At 49.7% G+C, this 16997-nt stretch carries 12 protein-coding genes; 6 read left to right on the top strand and 6 right to left on the bottom strand.

What is annotated here, in order from left to right:
• On the top strand, positions 1 to 687 hold a 687-nt coding region (locus tag AC4MRN_RS01705; RefSeq protein WP_491202320.1), incomplete at its 5' end, for an ATP-binding protein.
• On the opposite strand, the gene ilvY is transcribed toward AC4MRN_RS01705, so the two are convergent.
• On the bottom strand, positions 669 to 1532 hold the full coding sequence (gene ilvY, locus AC4MRN_RS01700; RefSeq protein WP_073318742.1) for an HTH-type transcriptional activator IlvY: 864 nt from the start codon (positions 1530 to 1532) through the stop codon (positions 669 to 671). The genes AC4MRN_RS01705 and ilvY overlap by 19 nt on opposite strands.
• Before the next feature lie 156 nt (positions 1533 to 1688).
• Between ilvY and ilvC the strand changes: the two genes are divergently transcribed.
• Both ilvC and AC4MRN_RS01690 read left to right on the top strand, forming a co-directional pair.
• Positions 1689 to 3170 carry a ketol-acid reductoisomerase gene (gene ilvC / locus AC4MRN_RS01695; protein WP_491202319.1) on the top strand — a complete coding sequence of 494 codons (1482 nt, stop codon included), beginning with the start codon at positions 1689 to 1691 and terminating at the stop codon, positions 3168 to 3170.
• A 776-nt stretch (positions 3171 to 3946) separates the two neighbouring features.
• Positions 3947 to 4285, top strand: coding sequence for a PDDEXK family nuclease (locus AC4MRN_RS01690; RefSeq protein ID WP_073318203.1), 339 nt, complete (start codon positions 3947 to 3949; stop codon positions 4283 to 4285).
• Between the two features lie 52 nt (positions 4286 to 4337).
• On the opposite strand, the gene AC4MRN_RS01685 is transcribed toward AC4MRN_RS01690, so the two are convergent.
• Positions 4338 to 5567 (bottom strand): multidrug effflux MFS transporter, encoded by a 1230-nt coding sequence (locus tag AC4MRN_RS01685; RefSeq protein WP_255051872.1) that lies wholly within the window; start codon positions 5565 to 5567, stop codon positions 4338 to 4340.
• A 313-nt stretch (positions 5568 to 5880) separates the two neighbouring features.
• Here AC4MRN_RS01685 and AC4MRN_RS01680 point away from each other — a divergent pair, with 313 nt between their 5' ends.
• On the top strand, positions 5881 to 7506 hold the full coding sequence (locus AC4MRN_RS01680) for a glycoside hydrolase family 43 protein (protein WP_491202318.1): 1626 nt from the start codon (positions 5881 to 5883) through the stop codon (positions 7504 to 7506).
• Positions 7507 to 7555: 49 nt separating this feature from the next.
• Here the strand turns inward: AC4MRN_RS01680 and AC4MRN_RS01675 are convergent, their stop codons facing one another.
• The 4 genes from AC4MRN_RS01675 to AC4MRN_RS01660 form a co-directional block, all read right to left on the bottom strand.
• Entirely contained in the window at positions 7556 to 7858 is a 303-nt protein-coding gene (locus AC4MRN_RS01675; protein WP_370240346.1) for a hypothetical protein, read from the bottom strand.
• A 32-nt stretch (positions 7859 to 7890) separates the two neighbouring features.
• On the bottom strand, positions 7891 to 8052 hold the full coding sequence (locus tag AC4MRN_RS01670) for a hypothetical protein (RefSeq protein WP_155523178.1): 162 nt from the start codon (positions 8050 to 8052) through the stop codon (positions 7891 to 7893).
• 254 nt (positions 8053 to 8306) lie between these two features.
• Positions 8307 to 9263, bottom strand: coding sequence for a polyphosphate kinase 2 (ppk2, locus tag AC4MRN_RS01665; protein ID WP_084526184.1), 957 nt, complete (start codon positions 9261 to 9263; stop codon positions 8307 to 8309).
• 105 nt (positions 9264 to 9368) lie between these two features.
• A complete protein-coding gene (locus AC4MRN_RS01660) occupies positions 9369 to 11327 on the bottom strand; it encodes an alpha/beta hydrolase family protein (RefSeq protein WP_491202317.1) in 1959 nt (652 codons plus the stop codon).
• Positions 11328 to 11569: 242 nt separating this feature from the next.
• On the opposite strand from AC4MRN_RS01660, the gene AC4MRN_RS01655 reads away from it, so the two are divergent.
• Together AC4MRN_RS01655 and AC4MRN_RS01650 are read left to right on the top strand one after the other, a co-directional pair.
• The gene (locus tag AC4MRN_RS01655) at positions 11570 to 13315 is read left to right on the top strand and encodes an autotransporter assembly complex protein TamA (RefSeq protein WP_491202316.1); all 1746 of its coding nucleotides are present in this window, start codon (positions 11570 to 11572) and stop codon (positions 13313 to 13315) included.
• Complete coding sequence (locus AC4MRN_RS01650; RefSeq protein WP_491202315.1) at positions 13312 to 16986, top strand: translocation/assembly module TamB domain-containing protein; 3675 nt, start codon at positions 13312 to 13314, stop codon at positions 16984 to 16986. The genes AC4MRN_RS01655 and AC4MRN_RS01650 overlap by 4 nt, the downstream gene beginning before the upstream one ends.
• The last annotated feature ends 11 nt before the right edge of the window (positions 16987 to 16997 follow it).

Raw genomic sequence — 16997 nt, 5'->3', positions numbered from 1 at the left:
GCAATAGCATTAACAGGCGGCGGTACGCATCCGTCGCCTGGAGAAGTGTCACTCGCCCACAATGGCGTATTGTTTCTCGATGAATTACCAGAATTTGGTCGTCAGGCCCTGGACGTACTGCGCGAGCCGTTGGAAACCGGCGACATATGCTTATCGCGCGTATCCGGTCAGGCAAGGTATCCGGCAAACTTCCAGTTTTTAGCGGCAATGAATCCCAGCCCAACGGGTGATATCAATGATGGCCGCAGCACGCCGCAACAGGTTCAGCGCTACCTGAGCCGGCTTTCAGGGCCATTGTTAGAAAGAATTGATTTGCAAATAGAGGTGCGTAAACCAGACCAGTATGAACTGGCTACATCGCCCACCGGTGAAGACAGTGCCATAGAGGCACAAGCGTTGGTGGAACGCGCAATGGAACGCCAGTTCAAGCGCCAACTTAAGGCTAATGCGGAACTGAGCGTCGCCGAATTAACAGAATTCTGCAAACTGGATGAAGACAGCTTCACCTTCCTTCGGCGGGCTGCCACCAAGCTGAATTTATCGATGCGGGTATTTCACCGTACTATTAAAGTCTCACGCACCATTGCCGATCTGGAAGAAGCCGAACACATAACCCATCGACATATTGCAGAAGCACTGGGATACCGGGCGCTGGATACACTTATACGTCAGTTTAATACCAGTTGAAACAGGGCATCGACCAGAGGCTCATGCCGGCGCGACTCCAAACAGGCCAGACCCAGCTCGTAGGAGCCAATATCTTCAACCAGTATGCGTGACACGCTCCCCGCCATACCACTGTGATCCAATACAACCTGAGGCACAAACCCGACACCGCAGCCCAGCGCAACCATAGACACAATAGCCTCGTTACCGCCTACCGAGGCATAGACATTGGGCCGAATGCCATGTTCAGCAAACCAGTGATACACAATGCGGCGACTCGGGCCTTGTTCAGGCAGCACCACTTGCAGCTTGCGCCAGTCAACCTGGCTCAACTGGGTTAGTCGCCAGTCCCGCGGCGCTATAAGCACCAGCGGCACGTGGTCCATACCGGAAAAACACAAGTCAGTGGGAAAACCCGGGCTATTTATGGCTATTGCGACATCACATTTTTGCTGTTTGACGTTGTCGATGGCTAACCCGGGATCACCGGTGACCAGTCGAATATCAACCCCCGGATAGTGTTGGCGATAGCGCGATAGCAACGCAGGAAGATGGCTCTGACTGGCGGTAACAGAGCAATACAGACTCAATTCTCCTTTCAGCGATTGCTCATCAGCGCTGAGTTCTTGTCTGACCTGTTGCCATTCTTTTAGCACCGTCTCACTAAAGTTGAGCAACTTGTGGCCGCCGTGAGTCAACGCAACCGAACGGTTGTCGCGTTTGAAAAGCACACACCCACACTCTTCCTCCAGCCTTTGTATTACGCGGCTTAGCGTGGAAGGTGAGACATACATTGATTCGGCAGTGTCACCAAAATGTAAGCTTTTTGCGAGATGATTGAACAGTTGTAGACTGCGAAAATCCATGAGTATTTCACTTTTTGCAATACTGTTTTGCAAATATATCATTTTTCAAAACGAATGGGGTAGCGTATTGTTCGCTGCAAGTCGTCATTGACGAGGTCATCCCTGCTGAGTGAAGCGAGGGATTACGACAGAAAGAAGTTCGGAATTATTATATTTATGGCTAATTATTTTAACACCCTGTCTTTACGTCAGCAGTTAGACCAACTGGGTCGCTGTCGCTTTATGAAGCGCGAAGAATTTGCTGATGGCTGTGAGTTCCTGAAAGGTAAGAAAATTGTCATCGTTGGCTGCGGTGCACAAGGCCTTAACCAGGGTCTTAACATGCGTGACTCCGGGTTAGACGTAGCATATGCACTGCGTCAGGCAGCAATTGATGAAAAGCGTGATTCTTATCAACGCGCCACCAGCAACGGTTTTACAGTAGGTACGTATCAGGATCTGATCCCTACTGCTGATCTGGTTTACAACTTAACGCCAGACAAGCAACACGCCAGTGTGGTAGAAGCAGTGATGCCTCTGATGAAAGAAGGCGCTGCATTAGGTTACTCACACGGCTTCAACATTGTTGAAGAAGGCCAGCAGATTCGTAGCGACATTACTGTTGTAATGTGTGCTCCTAAGTGTCCTGGTACTGAAGTACGTGAAGAATATAAGCGCGGCTTTGGTGTACCTACACTGATTGCGGTTCACCCTGAGAACGATCCGAAAGGTGAAGGCTGGGATATCGCTAAAGCACTGGCAAGCGCAACTGGCGGTGACCGTGCAGGTGTTCTGGAATCATCATTTGTTGCTGAAGTAAAATCTGATTTGATGGGTGAGCAAACCATTCTGTGTGGTATGCAACAAGCCGCAGCAATTCTTGCTTACGAGAAAATGACTGCTGACGGAATCGACCCGGGTTATGCAGCTGCATTGATTCAGTTCGGTTTAGAAGCCATTACTGAAGCACTGAAAATCGGTGGCGTAACTAACATGATGGACCGTTTGTCTAACCCTGCAAAGGTTAAGGCTTACGAGCTGTCTGAAGAATTAACTGCATTGCTTCGTCCACTGTTCGAGAAGCATCAGGATGACATCATCAGTGGTGAGTTCTCTCGCACTATGATGGAAGACTGGGCGAATGGCGATGCTAACCTGCTGAAATGGCGTGAAGAAACTGGCCAATCTGGTTTCGAGAATGCGCCAAAGTATGACGGTACTATTAGCGAACAAGAGTTCTTTGACAAAGGAATTCTATTAGTAGCAATGATTAAGTGTGGTGTTGAAGTAGCCTTCGACGTAATGGTTGAAGCGGGTATCTTACCTGAGTCTGCATACTACGAATCACTGCACGAAACACCACTGATTTCGAACACGATTGCCCGTAAGCGTCTGTACGAAATGAACGTGGTTATCTCTGACACTGCAGAGTACGGTAACTACTTGTTTGCCAACGCAGCAGTGCCATTGCTACGTGAGAAGTTTATGCCAAACATCAAAACTGATGTGATTGGCACCGGTCTTGACGTGACGTCTAACCAGGTAGAAAACAAGCGCCTGGTAGAAATTAACGAAGCGATTCGCAACCACGGCGTTGAGTCAATCGGTAAAGAATTACGCGGTTACATGACGGATATGAAAGCCATCATTGAAGCGTAGACAGTTTCTGTCGTTAGGTGCTTAACCAAGCCCTTTTGCCCGACCAATTTGGTCGGGCTTTTTTATGTCTGGGATTTGCCCACACTCGGGCTTACATAGCTTTTCCCTTTGAAAAACAACAGCCAATTAACTTCTTATGTATGTGACAAACTTTAGCGTTTGCTTAAATGCATAGAAAGCCATAAACGCTACGGCCACAACGGACAGAATGAAAATAAACCATGTAGGAAAAAGATTCAGAATCCTTGCCTTTCTGCCCACTAGCTCGAAAACCGTACCACTTTGCCATGATTCGAAAATAGATTTAGATAACCAGCCAGTGCCAAAAGTCGCTAACCAGAAAAAAACTGCAGCCAAAAAAGCAATCTCCGTATCACCGTTTTCTTTTTGCATATTTTCTAAACACAACACCTTAATACTGAATCTTCACAGTAGCACGCAGCCATACTTTCAGACAAATTCACTTCATATTCTCGTAATTAATGTGCTGCGCTAGTAACGGCGATGTGTGGTGAACCAGCATGAATAAAATTCCCTGATATCGCTTCGCGATTCAGGGATGACAAGCCAAGGGTTATATCATCGACTACGCCCATTGTGTTGCAGTTTGGCAACGAATATCACAGGCCTCCTTTCGTACTATTTTCACAAACCACTGTTTTTAAATACCATTTCTTCTGGCACGCATATTGTAATAGCGATCTGTTTGCACAAGTTCACTGATCACATAATGAAAGCTGTTTCGAAAGCAGCAGATAGAGCGCTAGGAGTTACACATGCAGTCAGGTATTACCAGGTTCACACAGGTGGGCGACTGGATTTTTGAAGTTAAAATGGTACGGGCACTGCGGGTAGAAAAGTACGGGCAACCTTATGATGCGGTTTCCACACTTACCGCAAATGGTGACAATCTGTATATCGATACACAACTAACACGCCAGCACAATGAACTGAGTAGGGAAGACTGCATGGCCTTTTACGAGTTTGCCCGCCAATTGGAAATGAAACAGATTCAGTACGACAAACTGCGTAACGGCGAGCGCCAAAGCCGTATAGTGGAAATCGTAGAAAATCAGCGTCCGCGAGCCCAAGTCCACCTTGCGAGAGTGAAATAGCAAAACACACAGCCTGGTGTAACGAACGTCAAACCAGGCTGCCATCTGTTTTCTAGCTTTCTGTAGGTTCGGGCTCGGCTTTTAACGTTGGCGTAATAACCAGCTTAGCCAGCGAGAAAAAGATCAGAAACCCGATCGCAATCGGGTACAGGTTGTCTGTTAAGAAGGCGTCTATGCCCATAGCAACCGGCACTGAAATAATGCTCGACAGCGACCCAATAATGGCTGCGCCAATACCCGCTAATTTACCCAGTGGCTGCATGGCAATTGCATTCAAATTACCAAACAACAGGCCAACAAAGAAAAAGCCAATAAACAAAGTGATGAGCGCCAGCGGCAACGGTGGAAGCCCTGCGAAAATCACCATTTCAACCACCAGCACCGCAGAAAATACAAGCACCCCGTACAATGCCATGCTGGTGACCTTTTTCATGCCCCAACGCATCACAATACGGCTGTTCATGTAAGATGCCAGACCAATGGAGAAAGCCAGAAATGCAAACACGTACGCGAACATATCACCGACTTCATAAAAGCCTACAAAAATGGTTTGCGAAGCGCTGATATAGGATAAAAACGCACCAAACACGCAGCCCATGGCCACGGTTGGGCCAATCACATCACGGTGTGTGAGAATGAATTTTGACGAACGAAAGAACTGCGCCCAGGAAAAGGGCACGCGGTCTTCCACCGGCAGGGTTTCAGGCTGACGTATGAAGTACCACAAGCCAACACCGCTGGAAACCACCAGGAATAACGTGAAAATGTGCGTCCACGATGCCACACTGATCACCCACTGGCCAACCATTGGCGCAATCATTGGCACCAAGATAAACACCATCATAATGAACGACATGACCCTTGCCATAGCTTCCCCAGCGAACTGATCGCGAATCACCGCCATCGACGCAATACGCGGGCCTGAGACGCCAAAAGCCTGTATCAAGCGGCCGATTAACATGGTTGTCATATCGTCGGCGATCATACAAACCAACGTACCCATTACGAAAATACCCAGGCCCAGCATAATAGCTTCGCGTCGTCCACGCGCATCGCAATAGGGTCCAAAAAACAGCTGTCCGAACGCCATGCCACCAAAAAACAGTGACACAATAAGGTGGCTTTCGTGAATGTCCTTCGCACCCAGGTGATGCCCAATAACGTCGAGCGCAGGCAACATGGCGTCAATGCTTAACGCCACCAGCGACGTCATAAACGCCATAAGCATTACAAATTCGGCCATACCTAATACGGGTTTAGCATTTACTGTGGACTGGGTCATAATCTCTTTAATCTTGTCTTCATGAGTGAGTAAGTGCTGCTCACTATCAGTCGCCTGGCAGAAATCACCAAGCCGTTCAGTATACGCTAAATGCGCATCAAGAGGGGGCAGAATACGTGGATTTGACCATAAAATCAGTCAAAAACCATCGAGCAGAACCGCATATTATTTGAACGGTCTATTGCCCTATAAACCCTGACTATGGATCTCGAATTTAATAACAGCAAAACCCATTTTGATAATAGTTAGGCGACTTAACAGCGTGTACGGTCAACTACATTCTATTAACAATTGAAATTAACCTGATTCCGCCATGTTCACTGACTTTATTGCTCACGCCACACGCCATTTGAGGCCGGTCTTTTTACTCTTGTTAGCTATGCCGGCAATCGCTGCACAACCAGCTAGCACACCTTTCAATGCATCAATTGATACGTCAAAACCTGTTACTTACACTAACCCGGTTCTTCCCGGTTTTTACTCAGACCCGAGCATAACAAAAGCGGGGGAGTACTATTATCTGGTATCCAGCACCTTTGAGTATTTTCCAGGCATTCCGGTGTTCCGCAGTAAAGACCTGGTTAACTGGGAACAGATTGGCCATGTCATTGACCGGCCTGAACAGTTACCCGATGGCGTGAACATCTTCGCCGTTACCCTGCGCTACCACGACGGTACGTTTTATATTGTTACCACCAACGTGGGCTACGGTTGGAATTTTATCATGACAGCAGATGACCCAGCCGGCCCCTGGTCTGATCCTATCTGGATAGACATACCTCATATTGACCCTGACCTGTTCTTCGATGACGACGGCAAAGTGTACGTCATCAACTCTGCTTTCACCTTGTATGAAATCGATATTAAAACCGGAAAAGTGCTGAATGAGACTGGCCCTGTTTGGGCGACCGAAGGCGGGCGCTATGCAGAAGGCCCACACATTTACAAAAAGGACGGCTGGTATTATTTGATGGCGGCCGAGGGAGGCACAGAAGAAGCACATTCCATAACCATTGCGCGCAGCCACAACATTGCTGGTCCGTATTACAGTAATCCGGCCAATCCCATTGTGACACATGTAAATCGTGCCGGTCAGCAAAACCCCATTCAGGGTCTCGGCCACGGCGACATGATTCAGGCTGACGATGGCAGCCACTGGATGGTGTTTCACGGTTACCGAAGCGTTATTGAAGGCGGCGTTCACCACACTCTGGGCAGAGAAACCTGCCTGTCGCCGGTCAGCTGGCCGGAATTTGGCTGGCCCCAAGTGAACGGTAACGGCACGATTACGCCAGAAATGCGTGTTCCCACGTTGCCCTTAGTGCCTGTTGCCCCAGATCCGGTGCGCACTACTTTTGACAAGCCGCTGGGACTTACATGGAATTATGTTCAGTCGCCACCACCAGCGGGTGTCAGTATAAACACCAACAAAAAAGCCCTGGTGCTGACCGGCTCGGCCCACACGTTGGGTAATCCACATCAAAAAGGCGTGAGTTTCGTTGGTCGCCGCTTGCAACACACTCACTTCAAAGCCAGCACGGAGTTACATTTTGAGCCGGCCGCGAGTCATGAAAAAGCCGGATTAACGCTGCTCAACAACGGTACGCATTTCGATATCATGGTCGGTACAGACAATGGCACCCGATATATCCAGGCCACCTTCCAGTTTGGCGAGATTAACTACACTTCGGAAAAGCGTACTTTAGCACCGGGTCCGGTAGTCTTAACGGTAGAAGGAACAGGAAGTGACTTCCATTTTGGGTTTGAACAGCAAGGTAAGGCCACCGTTTTAGACAGTGTCAGTGCCCGTTACCTGAGTTCCGAAACCATAGGCGGCTTCACCGGTGTCTATGTAGGCCCTTATGCAACCGGGAATGGCAAAGCCAGTAACAGCAAAGCGCGTTACACGTGGTTTGACTATAAACCTAATACGCCATAGACAATTAACACAACCGGGTAACATAAGGTTACCCGGCGTGTTTGAATAGTTAACAGTCTTTGTCTTCCATATCTAACTTGTCTTTCGCTTTTTCGCAGGTATCTTCAATCGCATCGGCTGTGTCTTCGGCTAGTTCTTCTGCTTTGTCTGCAGCGTCTTCAGCCATTTCTTTTGCCTTGTCAGTCGCGTCTGCAGCCGCTTCCTTCGCGTCTTTAAACACGTTACTGGTGCTCTCTTTCAGGCTGTCCAGCTTATCTTCTGCCTGTTCGGCATTGTCATCGCTACACGCCGCCAGGGTAATAGTGAATAGTCCGACAAAAATGAGGGTGAATACTTGTTTTACGTGTGTCATGTGTGTCTCCGTTTCTCTTGTTTCTTAATGCGTTATCTGCGCGTGATTAAGCCAAGTACTACCTTGTACAAAAATACCAGATAAATACTGGTAAGCAGAACCAGCTTACCCATGCCTTGCATACTGTGCGATACCCCCAGACGTTTTATTACGACACCGGTTAGCACAGTCATAAGCACAATTATCAACAACATTGGCGTTCTCCTTTCTCAAACCTCACCGAATCACGGTATTTGAGCCAATGCGGCTTGTACGTGTCGGGCGCGGTTTGTAATTAACTTCATCACGAGAAATGTCTAGTGACATAGATATAGCGAAAAGCTTGCCAACTTTTATTTTTATTAATTAACAATGAGTTACAAAAACAACAAGAAACGCTTCCGACACAACCCAGTAAAAGTGTCTGTCGTAACAGACACTTTTACCGGGCGTGGGTAGTCATCGACAATCAGGCTTTTTGTTGTTCAGGGTGAAGGGTTTTACCCAGGATGTGGTTGTCGCGCTCAATTACAGTAGCCGCCCTGCCTACAATTAACGGATCGGGCGCTTTGGCTATGTGCTTGTCTTTGTTCGGATAGGGCAGTTCATGCAGGAAGTACTGCATACAGTTCAGACGGGCCCGCTTTTTATCGTCTGACTTGATCACGACCCAGGGCGCATCAGCCGTGTCGGTGTAGAAGAACATGGCTTCTTTTGCTTCAGTATAATCGTCCCACTTTTGCTGAGCCAGTTTGTCAATCGGGCTGAGCTTCCATTGCTTCAGCGGATCAGTCTCGCGACGTTGGAACCGACGGGTCTGCTCTTCCTGAGTTACCGAGAACCAGAACTTGAAGACGCGAATGCCACTGTTCACCAGCATGCGTTCCAGCTCTGGCGTTTGACGCATAAACTCCAGGTATTCGTTGGGTTCGCAAAAGCCCATGACTCGCTCTACGCCGGCACGGTTGTACCAGGACCGGTCAAACAGCACGATCTCCCCGGCCGTTGGCAGGTGTTTTATATAACGCTGAAAATACCACTGGCCTTTTTCTTCGTCAGACGGCTTTTCCAGTGCAACCACCCGGGCACCACGAGGATTAAGGTGCTCCATAAAGCGCTTTATCGTGCCCCCTTTACCCGCCGCGTCACGCCCTTCGAAGATCATTACCACACGCTCGCCGGTGTCTTTTACCCATTTCTGTACTTTTAGCAACTCAACCTGCAACTGGCGTTTGTGTTGTTCGTAAAACTGCCGGGTGATTTTGCGTTTATATGGATATTCCCCGGAACGAAACGATTCAGCAATGTACTGTTCGTCGTGGCGTTTTTCACCAATACTGTGGGGCGCTGTGGGTACTTCAGCTACTACCGGAATAGCGGCTTGCGGCTGTGGGTTTTCGGTTTGAGTGGTTTGGCTGTTTGTCACGGTAAGATCTCCTGTTGATGATCTTAGTGTACGCCCAAACCGTTGCGGAATAAGGTGTTAAAGCCACTGGCGCTGATCCAGATCAACGCCAGGCAGCCTTTCCTTTTATTGCAGGTATTTGCTGAGGAATGTGTCCATCGCTTCAAACGTTTTCATGCGGTTGGATTGAATAGACAGATGGTGATTACCAAAAGGCAATTCCACATACTCGAAGACTTTGTCGTGATCTTCCAGCTCCTCGGCCATATTGCGGCTTTGCTCAACGTGCACCACGCGATCTTCCTCACCGTGGATCAGCAAAATAGGCGTTTTAATGTTCTCCACAAAGTTAATCGGTGAGCGACGCTCACGATCATCCTGGTCTTCCCCAATTTGCTTTTTCACCAGCTTTTTATTCACAAAGGCACGGGCGCGAAATACCAGTCTGTCTAAATCACTCACCCCTGCAAAGCTCACTGCACAGGTATACATTTCAGGGCTTTTAACCGTAGCGGCCAACGCAGCGAAACCACCGTAACTGGCGCCCACAATGCAGACTTTGGTTTTATCAGTATAGCCTTGGTCAATCATCCATTGCGTTGCATCGGCTATGTCGTCCTGCATGGCCATGCCCCAGCTTTGCATCTGTGCTTCACTGAACGAGTAACCATACCCTGTCGAGCCTCTGAAATTCGGGCGCATAACGGCGTAACCACGGCTGTTGAAATACGCAGTCCAGTAATCGAATCCCGCGTAGTCACGGCCACCAGGGCCACCGTGTGGGAAAATAACCGTAGGGTAAGGCGCTTCGCCGTGTTTAGGTAACGTTAAGTAACCCTCAATGGTCGCTTTATCACGCATGGTAATATCAACCCGTGTGTGGTCACTCAACGACTCCGGCACAATATCGGGATACTGGTCGAACAGGAATTTCAAGGTTCCTTCGCGCTGGTTACCAACGTAATAACGGCCCGGGTGGGTGTCACTTTCAGAATACAACAGGTACACATCCTCATTCTGACTGAACTTAACCAGGTAGTTTTTGCGATCTTTTAGTACGTTATTCAGGTTCTCCTGCAACGCTTCATAGCGAGGCTCCCAATAGTAACGTCCGCCTTTGGCGTTAGCGTGACGTACACCAATTGCGTCTTTGGTGACAGGCGAATAAATCAGGCTGCCGTCCACATCGTACTCGTCATCAGCGTAAACCAAGGTTTCTTCGCGGGTAGTTAAATCCATTTTGTACAAGGCCCGGTAGTCGCCCAGGTATCTCTTGAAATACAGGATATTCGGATCGGCCGCAAACCCTGCAATGCTTATCGGTTTGTCGTCAGACACATTGTAAGAGAACAGCTTTTCGTATTCGTCTTCTTCATTCAGCAGATAGATATCACGGTCGCCGGTTTCGTAGTTCAGTGTAATACCAATACGCAGATTGCCCTGGCGATCAGTCATCCAGTCGCGGATGCGTTTCTTGCCTTTTTCCAAACGGCTGATCTTGCGGGTTTTAACATTCACTTTGAACACAGACGGTTCAAGAGGGCGCGCAATATCGATAGCCATTAAAATGTGGTCAGGATCATCCGGCAGCATATCGATGATTTCGTCCTGGAACTGCGGCGCGCGTTTTGAATTTTCCTGATATCGTTTGATATGACGCCAGTCGATAACTTGCTCGGGATCGCCGCCCTGCTCGTTATACTTCATGACATACAGTCGGGTTTTGAAGTACTTGGTGCCCGCTTCCGATATCTCATATTTTGCGCTTACCAACAGATCTTCATCGTTAGCCCAGCGGTACCAGTTAATTTTAACTTTCTTGTTGTCAGCTCTTAGCAGGTAAAAAACCTTGCCGGTTTCTATATCCAGCGTCATCAGTGCCGCCAGGTCTTCACTCTCGGAGTTGCGTTCCATCGCAATGCGATTCCCGCTCGGCGATAATGCAACAGAATAGAACTGCGGCAATCGGCTAAAGACTTCAATTGGCGTTAATTTTGCTTCTTCATTAGCAGTGGCGAGAGAAACAGGGGCAGCAGAGACTATGCACAAACACAGCATAATCACGCCTTTTGCAAAGCGCTTCATGGCAACATTCCTTGTATTTATAGGATATTATGATCAGTAATATAATTAATCGCAGCAGTCGAGGCAATCAAATCAGCCTCTGTTGGCTCTGTAGTTGTTACACGCTGTGTCGTAAATACGCCACGTTTCAACGAAATTGCTGTAGCAATACGCGTGATAACGGTAAACTGACGTCTCGATTTACCTGTCATCACTCAAATAGCTACTTGCCATACCCGGTGTAAGGAACCACACGTTAACCCATGTCGCTTCGCACGTTAATCATCGCCCTTAGCCTACTTATTGTGACTGCCACTGCGCCTGTTTTGCAGGCAGCCACAACGCTGGACTACGAACTCACGGGCGTAGAAAAAAGTGAATTAAAAAAGAATATCGGTTTGTACCTGGCCAACATCTCTTTTTCCGGTACGGTACCCGACGAAGCAACCCAGGAACGTATCATAAAGACAGTCAATACTGCGCTTCAGCCATTTGGTTACTACAACGCTGACGTAGCAGTTTCCATTGAAAACGAAGACGTCATTATTAACGTTGTTTTAGGCGATCCGCTTATCGTGGCCAACGTGAACCGGGAGATTATCGGCGAGGGCAGGGATGACCCGGCTTTTCGCGAGAGATTTAACGCGCTGGCCATCAAAAAAGGCGATGTATTGCATCAGCCAACCTACGAAAAGTTTAAGTCAGACATGTTTAACTATGCATTGTCGAACGGCTACTTTGATTTTTACTGGCAGGCAACCCGGCTCGATTTGGTGAGAGAGGAAAACGAAGCAAACGTGCTGCTAATCGCGCAAAGTGGCAGGCAGTATGCCTTCGGCGAGGTCAGGTTAGTCGGCGATGACAGAGCCAAGGCGATCATTGGCCGTCTGCAACCCTTCAAATCTGGCGATCCTTACAGCGCAGCAAAACTCACTACGTTTAATCGCCGTCTAAATGAAACCGGCTACTTCCAACGCGCCATTGCCCGTCCTCTGGTAAGTCAGGCCGACGGTGTAAACGTACCAATTGAAATAACCCTGTCTCACTTACCCAGGGACATATTTAACGTGGGTGGGGGAGCCAGCTCTGACACCGGCCCCCGGGTGCGAGGCCGCTGGGAGCGCCCCTGGGTAAACTCCCGTGGACACTCTATTACCGGTGAAGTATACATCTCTAAACCCGAGCAGGCCGCCAGTCTGGACTACCGGATTCCGCTGGAAGACGTGAACAACGATTACGCCAGCATCAAAACCAGTTATGAGTTTGAAGACAACACCACCAGCGACACCAAAAGTGAAAAACTGAGTATTTCCGGTCACCGGTTCTGGAAAGAAGCCGATTCGCCCTGGCAGCGCAGTATTTCCCTGTCTTACGAACGTGAAATGTTTACCCAAGGTATCAGCGACCCGCAAACCATCAGTTTGCTCATGCCCGGATACTCTATTGGCTACAGTGAATCCGACAACGCCCTGAGCATTAACCAGGGCAAATTTTTTGTGGTTGCCATGCAGGGCGCACATGAAAATGCCGGCAGTGACATCTCACTGCTGAAAATGACCGCCAAAGCCAAGTATATTGCCACGCTCAACAACACACACCGGCTATTTTTACGTGCCGAAGCCGGCGCCATCGAAACCGAAGATTTCGACCGCGTGCCGTCGAGTTTGCGATTCTTTACCGGTGGTGACCAAAGTATCCGTGGTTTTAGCTATCAGGAAATCGCACCCTCGGTATTAAACGACGAGGGCCAACGCGTATTAACCGGGGGTAAGTACCTGGCAACGGCCAGTGCGGAATACGCCTACCCTGTCACTGATTCCTGGCGCGCGGCGGTCTTTGCCGATGTCGGTACAGCAACCAATGATTTTGCGGACCCGTTGACCACCGGTTACGGCATTGGTGCCCATTGGCTTACGCTAATTGGCCCGGTGCGATTCTACATTGCCCGGGGGCACAGCGAATTCGAAAATACCTGGCGCTTCCACTTTACGCTGGGGCCTGAACTATGAGTATAAATCGCCTCGCAAAAGTATTTTTGTATTCAGTGGTGAGTGTGGCTACGCTCGCCGGCGTGCTGCTATCGCCACTGGGCATGCCAGTCATTCAATACGCCGCCAATCACAGCGTGCCGGGCCTCTCGGTATCGTCTCTATCCGGCAGTTTGTGGTCAACGCTGACCGTAGAACAATTGCGCTTTCAAAATGCGCAATGGCAAGTCGACGTAGCGCGTATCGAACTGGATCACGATTGGACCTGCTTATTGCAATCGTCGGCGTGCATAAACACCCTCACGGTTAATCAGCCTGTTGTAAAGCAATTGGCCGAAGCACCTGAAACGCCAGACAATGACGAGCCAGTCAACGCCATTGAATTACCCATAGCCATTCATCTGGATAACCTTACGGTTACTGGTATCGACGTCTCAACCTTTGCGGCAAATATCAGCATTGCGCAGCTAAGCGCCCGAGCCGAGTGGGTAAACACGCTCAAAGTAGCGCATTTTCATACTAATGATATTCGGGTGTCACTACCTGAAGCCGAAGCGCAACCTACGCCAGCTTCAGCGCCTGTCGTTTTAAGCTATCAGCCACCAGCGCTGCCAGCTATTACCATGCCGTTACTGGTCAGCCTCAATGACATTGCCATTAATCAACTTCAGCTCTATCAGGGCGAATCCCTGTTAACTAAGTTAAACATCGCATTGCAAAAGGCGGCGGTGAAAAAACGACAGATTGAGTGGAAGCAACTGAGTGTTGAAGCACCGCAAGGCAAAACCAGTGTGTCTGGCCAGGTAGCGTTTACCGGCAACTACCCGGTTACGCTGTCGCTGGATGCCAGCTCTTCGCTGGAAGACTTTCCTCAGTCAGCAAACCTGGCAGTAAAAGGCGATTTAAGCGATCTTTCAATCACGCTGGCAGCGAGCGGCACCGTATCGGCCAATGCACAGGCTCAAGCCAACCTGCTCAACAGTCAGTTGCCCTTGTCGTTGCAACTTAACTGGCCGGAACAAAGCCTGAAACCTATTCAGGACATTCAGCTTGCAGCGGGCGTTCTGTCTGCACAGGGAAAAATGGGTCAATATGCCCTTAGCGCCCAGACCGGGGTGTCGGGTGAAGCCATTCCCTCGACCGCCATCGATATTCAGGCCGTATTAGGCGAGCGCTCACTGGCGGTCAGTGCCATGAATGCAGACCTACTCGACGGCACCATCACAAACAGCGGCGTGCTGTATTTCAGCGATGCGATTAGCTGGGAAGGGCTTACCCATCTTCAAACACTCGACTTAGCAAAGCTGAGTCCGCAAGCGCCGACTATGGTCGACGGCTTGCTTAAAACGCAGCTCAGTATGACGGCTCGCGGTCCAAACCTTCTGGTGTCAGATATTCAGCTGTCTGGTGTGCAGTACGACAGGGATTTTCTGTTGCAGGGAGACGCTGTCTATTCAGCCAATAGCGACATTATGGTGGGTAACCTGACTGCGCAACTGGAAGACAATGAAGTCTCTGCAATCGGGCAAGTCTTTAATCAACAGTACATCGATGCACTGATTTCTCTGAAGCTGCCACACCTGAGCTATTTGTACCCCGATGTAAAAGGCGGCATAGATGGCTCAGTGAATATTGAGGGCGACTGGAATAACCCAACCGTACAATCTGCCATTGCGCTTCGCGACATTACACTTAGCCCTGCACTGAGTGAAGCAATGGCTAAACAAGGCCCGCTCAATGGCACGGTTGATGTTGCAGGTAGCCTGGCTGAACACACGCTGACAACCTCGTTGCAGTTGCCCGACTACACTAGTGAATTGCATTTAAGCGGAAACTGGCAAAATGGGCGCTGGCAGGGCGTTCTGAGTGATACCCAACTGGCTGTGATCAACACGCGCTGGGCGCTCAACACCGACGTAAACCTGTCTTTTGTGCAGTCGCCGCAACAGCTCAATGTGTCGGCGCATTGCTGGGAATCCCGTGAGCACGGCGAGCTGTGCATTAACGAAGCCAGCTATACGCCACAACAGGTTTTGTGGGATATCAGCGCAACCGAGTTACCGCTCGGGCTATGGGCCTTTGAACTCGCGCCAGAGGTGTTGTTTGAACGCAATCAGGCAACCCTGTCGTTTTCCAGCCAGGGCCAATTGGATCTCGCGTCGCAACAGGCCCAGGCCAGGGTTAGTGCCGATATAACCGCCGATGACTGGCGGGTGGGCCCGAAAGGTGAAGTGGTACTCGCCGTTGACACCTTCTCGTTGAACGGCAACTGGGCAGATAACCAATTAACGTTTACCTCTGAGGTGCGCAGCCCACAGGTTGGCGATATCATGGCTAATCTCACACTTCTACCCTTAGCCGACACGCCAACACTGGATGGCACGGTCAATATCAATCGTTGGCGACTGGCTCCGTTTCAGGCTTTGCTTCCCAACATGAATGCGCTGGACGGCCAGATAGATGGCGAGCTGGCTCTCAGTGGCCCTATGACGTTGCCACTTGTTAACGGTTCGCTCGCGATCCGCGACGGCCATATCGACAGCGACGACCTGCCGGTGAAAGTGAGCCAATGGCAGCAAACCATCGCGCTGAATGGCGATAATGCCGACTTTAACGGCGAATATATGCTGGGCGACGGCGCAGGCACCTTGAGTGGTGATGTGAGCTGGCGCGATGTACCTGAGGTCAATTTCACACTTGCCGGTGAAGCATTCACCGTGCAATACGACGACAGCAAGGTAAAAGTATCACCGGATTTGACTGCCCATATTACGCCGCAAAAAATCGATATTCAGGGCGAGGTCGACATTCCTTATGCCAGAATCAAAGTGAATGACCTGCCGCCCAGTGCCATTGCCCCGTCAAAAGACGTGCACCTACGCGGCGAGCCCCCCAGCGATGCGCTGATTGATCAAATCAACGCCAATGTAATGGTGACAATTGACGATGCGAAAACCCAGGAAGTGAAGCTCGACGCATTTGGCCTCACCGCCTCGTTAAGTGGCGGCATCAAGGTTCAAACTCAGCCTGCGTTAACGGGCTTTGGTGACCTGCAGATATTAAACGGCCGCTACGAAGCCTATGGTCAAAACCTGATTATCCGAACCGGTGAAGTGCAGTTTAACGGCCCTATCGACCAGCCTATGTTACTGGTTGAAGCCATTCGCGATCCCGAACTAACTGAAGATGACGTCATTGCCGGTGTGCGTATTGAGGGGCCAGCGTCGCAACCCAGTGTGAATTTGTTTTCAGAGCCGACCATGGATCAGGCGCAAAACCTGGCTTACTTGTTAAGCGGTAGCGGTGGACTGGGCGGCAGCAATAGTGAAATGGACCAGAACGCCTACGCCAGCTTGCTGATTGGCTTCGGTTTGTCCAGCTCAGAAGGCTTGACCAGCGGTGTGGGTGAAGCGCTCGGCATTGAAGACTTAACCGTATCGACCACCGGGCAGGGCGACAATACCAAACTGGCGATTTCTGGCAAAATCGCCCCTAACCTGACGGTACGATACGGTGTAGGTATGTTCTCCAGTGAAGACAGTGGCGGCCAGGAAGTGGCGTTGCGCTATCAGATCATGAATAACCTGTACCTCGAGGTGGTAAGAAGTCTGCACACCGCGGTGGATTTGTACTATCAGTTTACGCTCGGTAAACGCGGCAAAGAAGACGAAGACACACCGTCATCAGAGTAATCTCCGAACGG

The organism is Marisediminitalea sp., assembly GCF_984433645.1.
This window is presented reverse-complemented; position numbering and strand designations above follow the sequence as displayed.

What these genes read in the sequence shown, in the direction of transcription:
- AC4MRN_RS01690 (WP_073318203.1), top strand. Translation starts at nt 3,947, where the DNA reads ATGCAGTCAGGTATTACCAGGTTCACACAGGTGGGCGACTGGATTTTT.
- ilvY (WP_073318742.1), bottom strand. Translation starts at nt 1,532, where the DNA reads ATGGATTTTCGCAGTCTACAACTGTTCAATCATCTCGCAAAAAGCTTA.
- ilvC (WP_491202319.1), top strand. Translation starts at nt 1,689, where the DNA reads ATGGCTAATTATTTTAACACCCTGTCTTTACGTCAGCAGTTAGACCAA.
- AC4MRN_RS01685 (WP_255051872.1), bottom strand. Translation starts at nt 5,567, where the DNA reads ATGACCCAGTCCACAGTAAATGCTAAACCCGTATTAGGTATGGCCGAA.
- AC4MRN_RS01660 (WP_491202317.1), bottom strand. Translation starts at nt 11,327, where the DNA reads ATGAAGCGCTTTGCAAAAGGCGTGATTATGCTGTGTTTGTGCATAGTC.
- AC4MRN_RS01655 (WP_491202316.1), top strand. Translation starts at nt 11,570, where the DNA reads ATGTCGCTTCGCACGTTAATCATCGCCCTTAGCCTACTTATTGTGACT.
- AC4MRN_RS01675 (WP_370240346.1), bottom strand. Translation starts at nt 7,858, where the DNA reads ATGACACACGTAAAACAAGTATTCACCCTCATTTTTGTCGGACTATTC.
- AC4MRN_RS01670 (WP_155523178.1), bottom strand. Translation starts at nt 8,052, where the DNA reads ATGTTGTTGATAATTGTGCTTATGACTGTGCTAACCGGTGTCGTAATA.
- AC4MRN_RS01650 (WP_491202315.1), top strand. Translation starts at nt 13,312, where the DNA reads ATGAGTATAAATCGCCTCGCAAAAGTATTTTTGTATTCAGTGGTGAGT.
- AC4MRN_RS01680 (WP_491202318.1), top strand. Translation starts at nt 5,881, where the DNA reads ATGTTCACTGACTTTATTGCTCACGCCACACGCCATTTGAGGCCGGTC.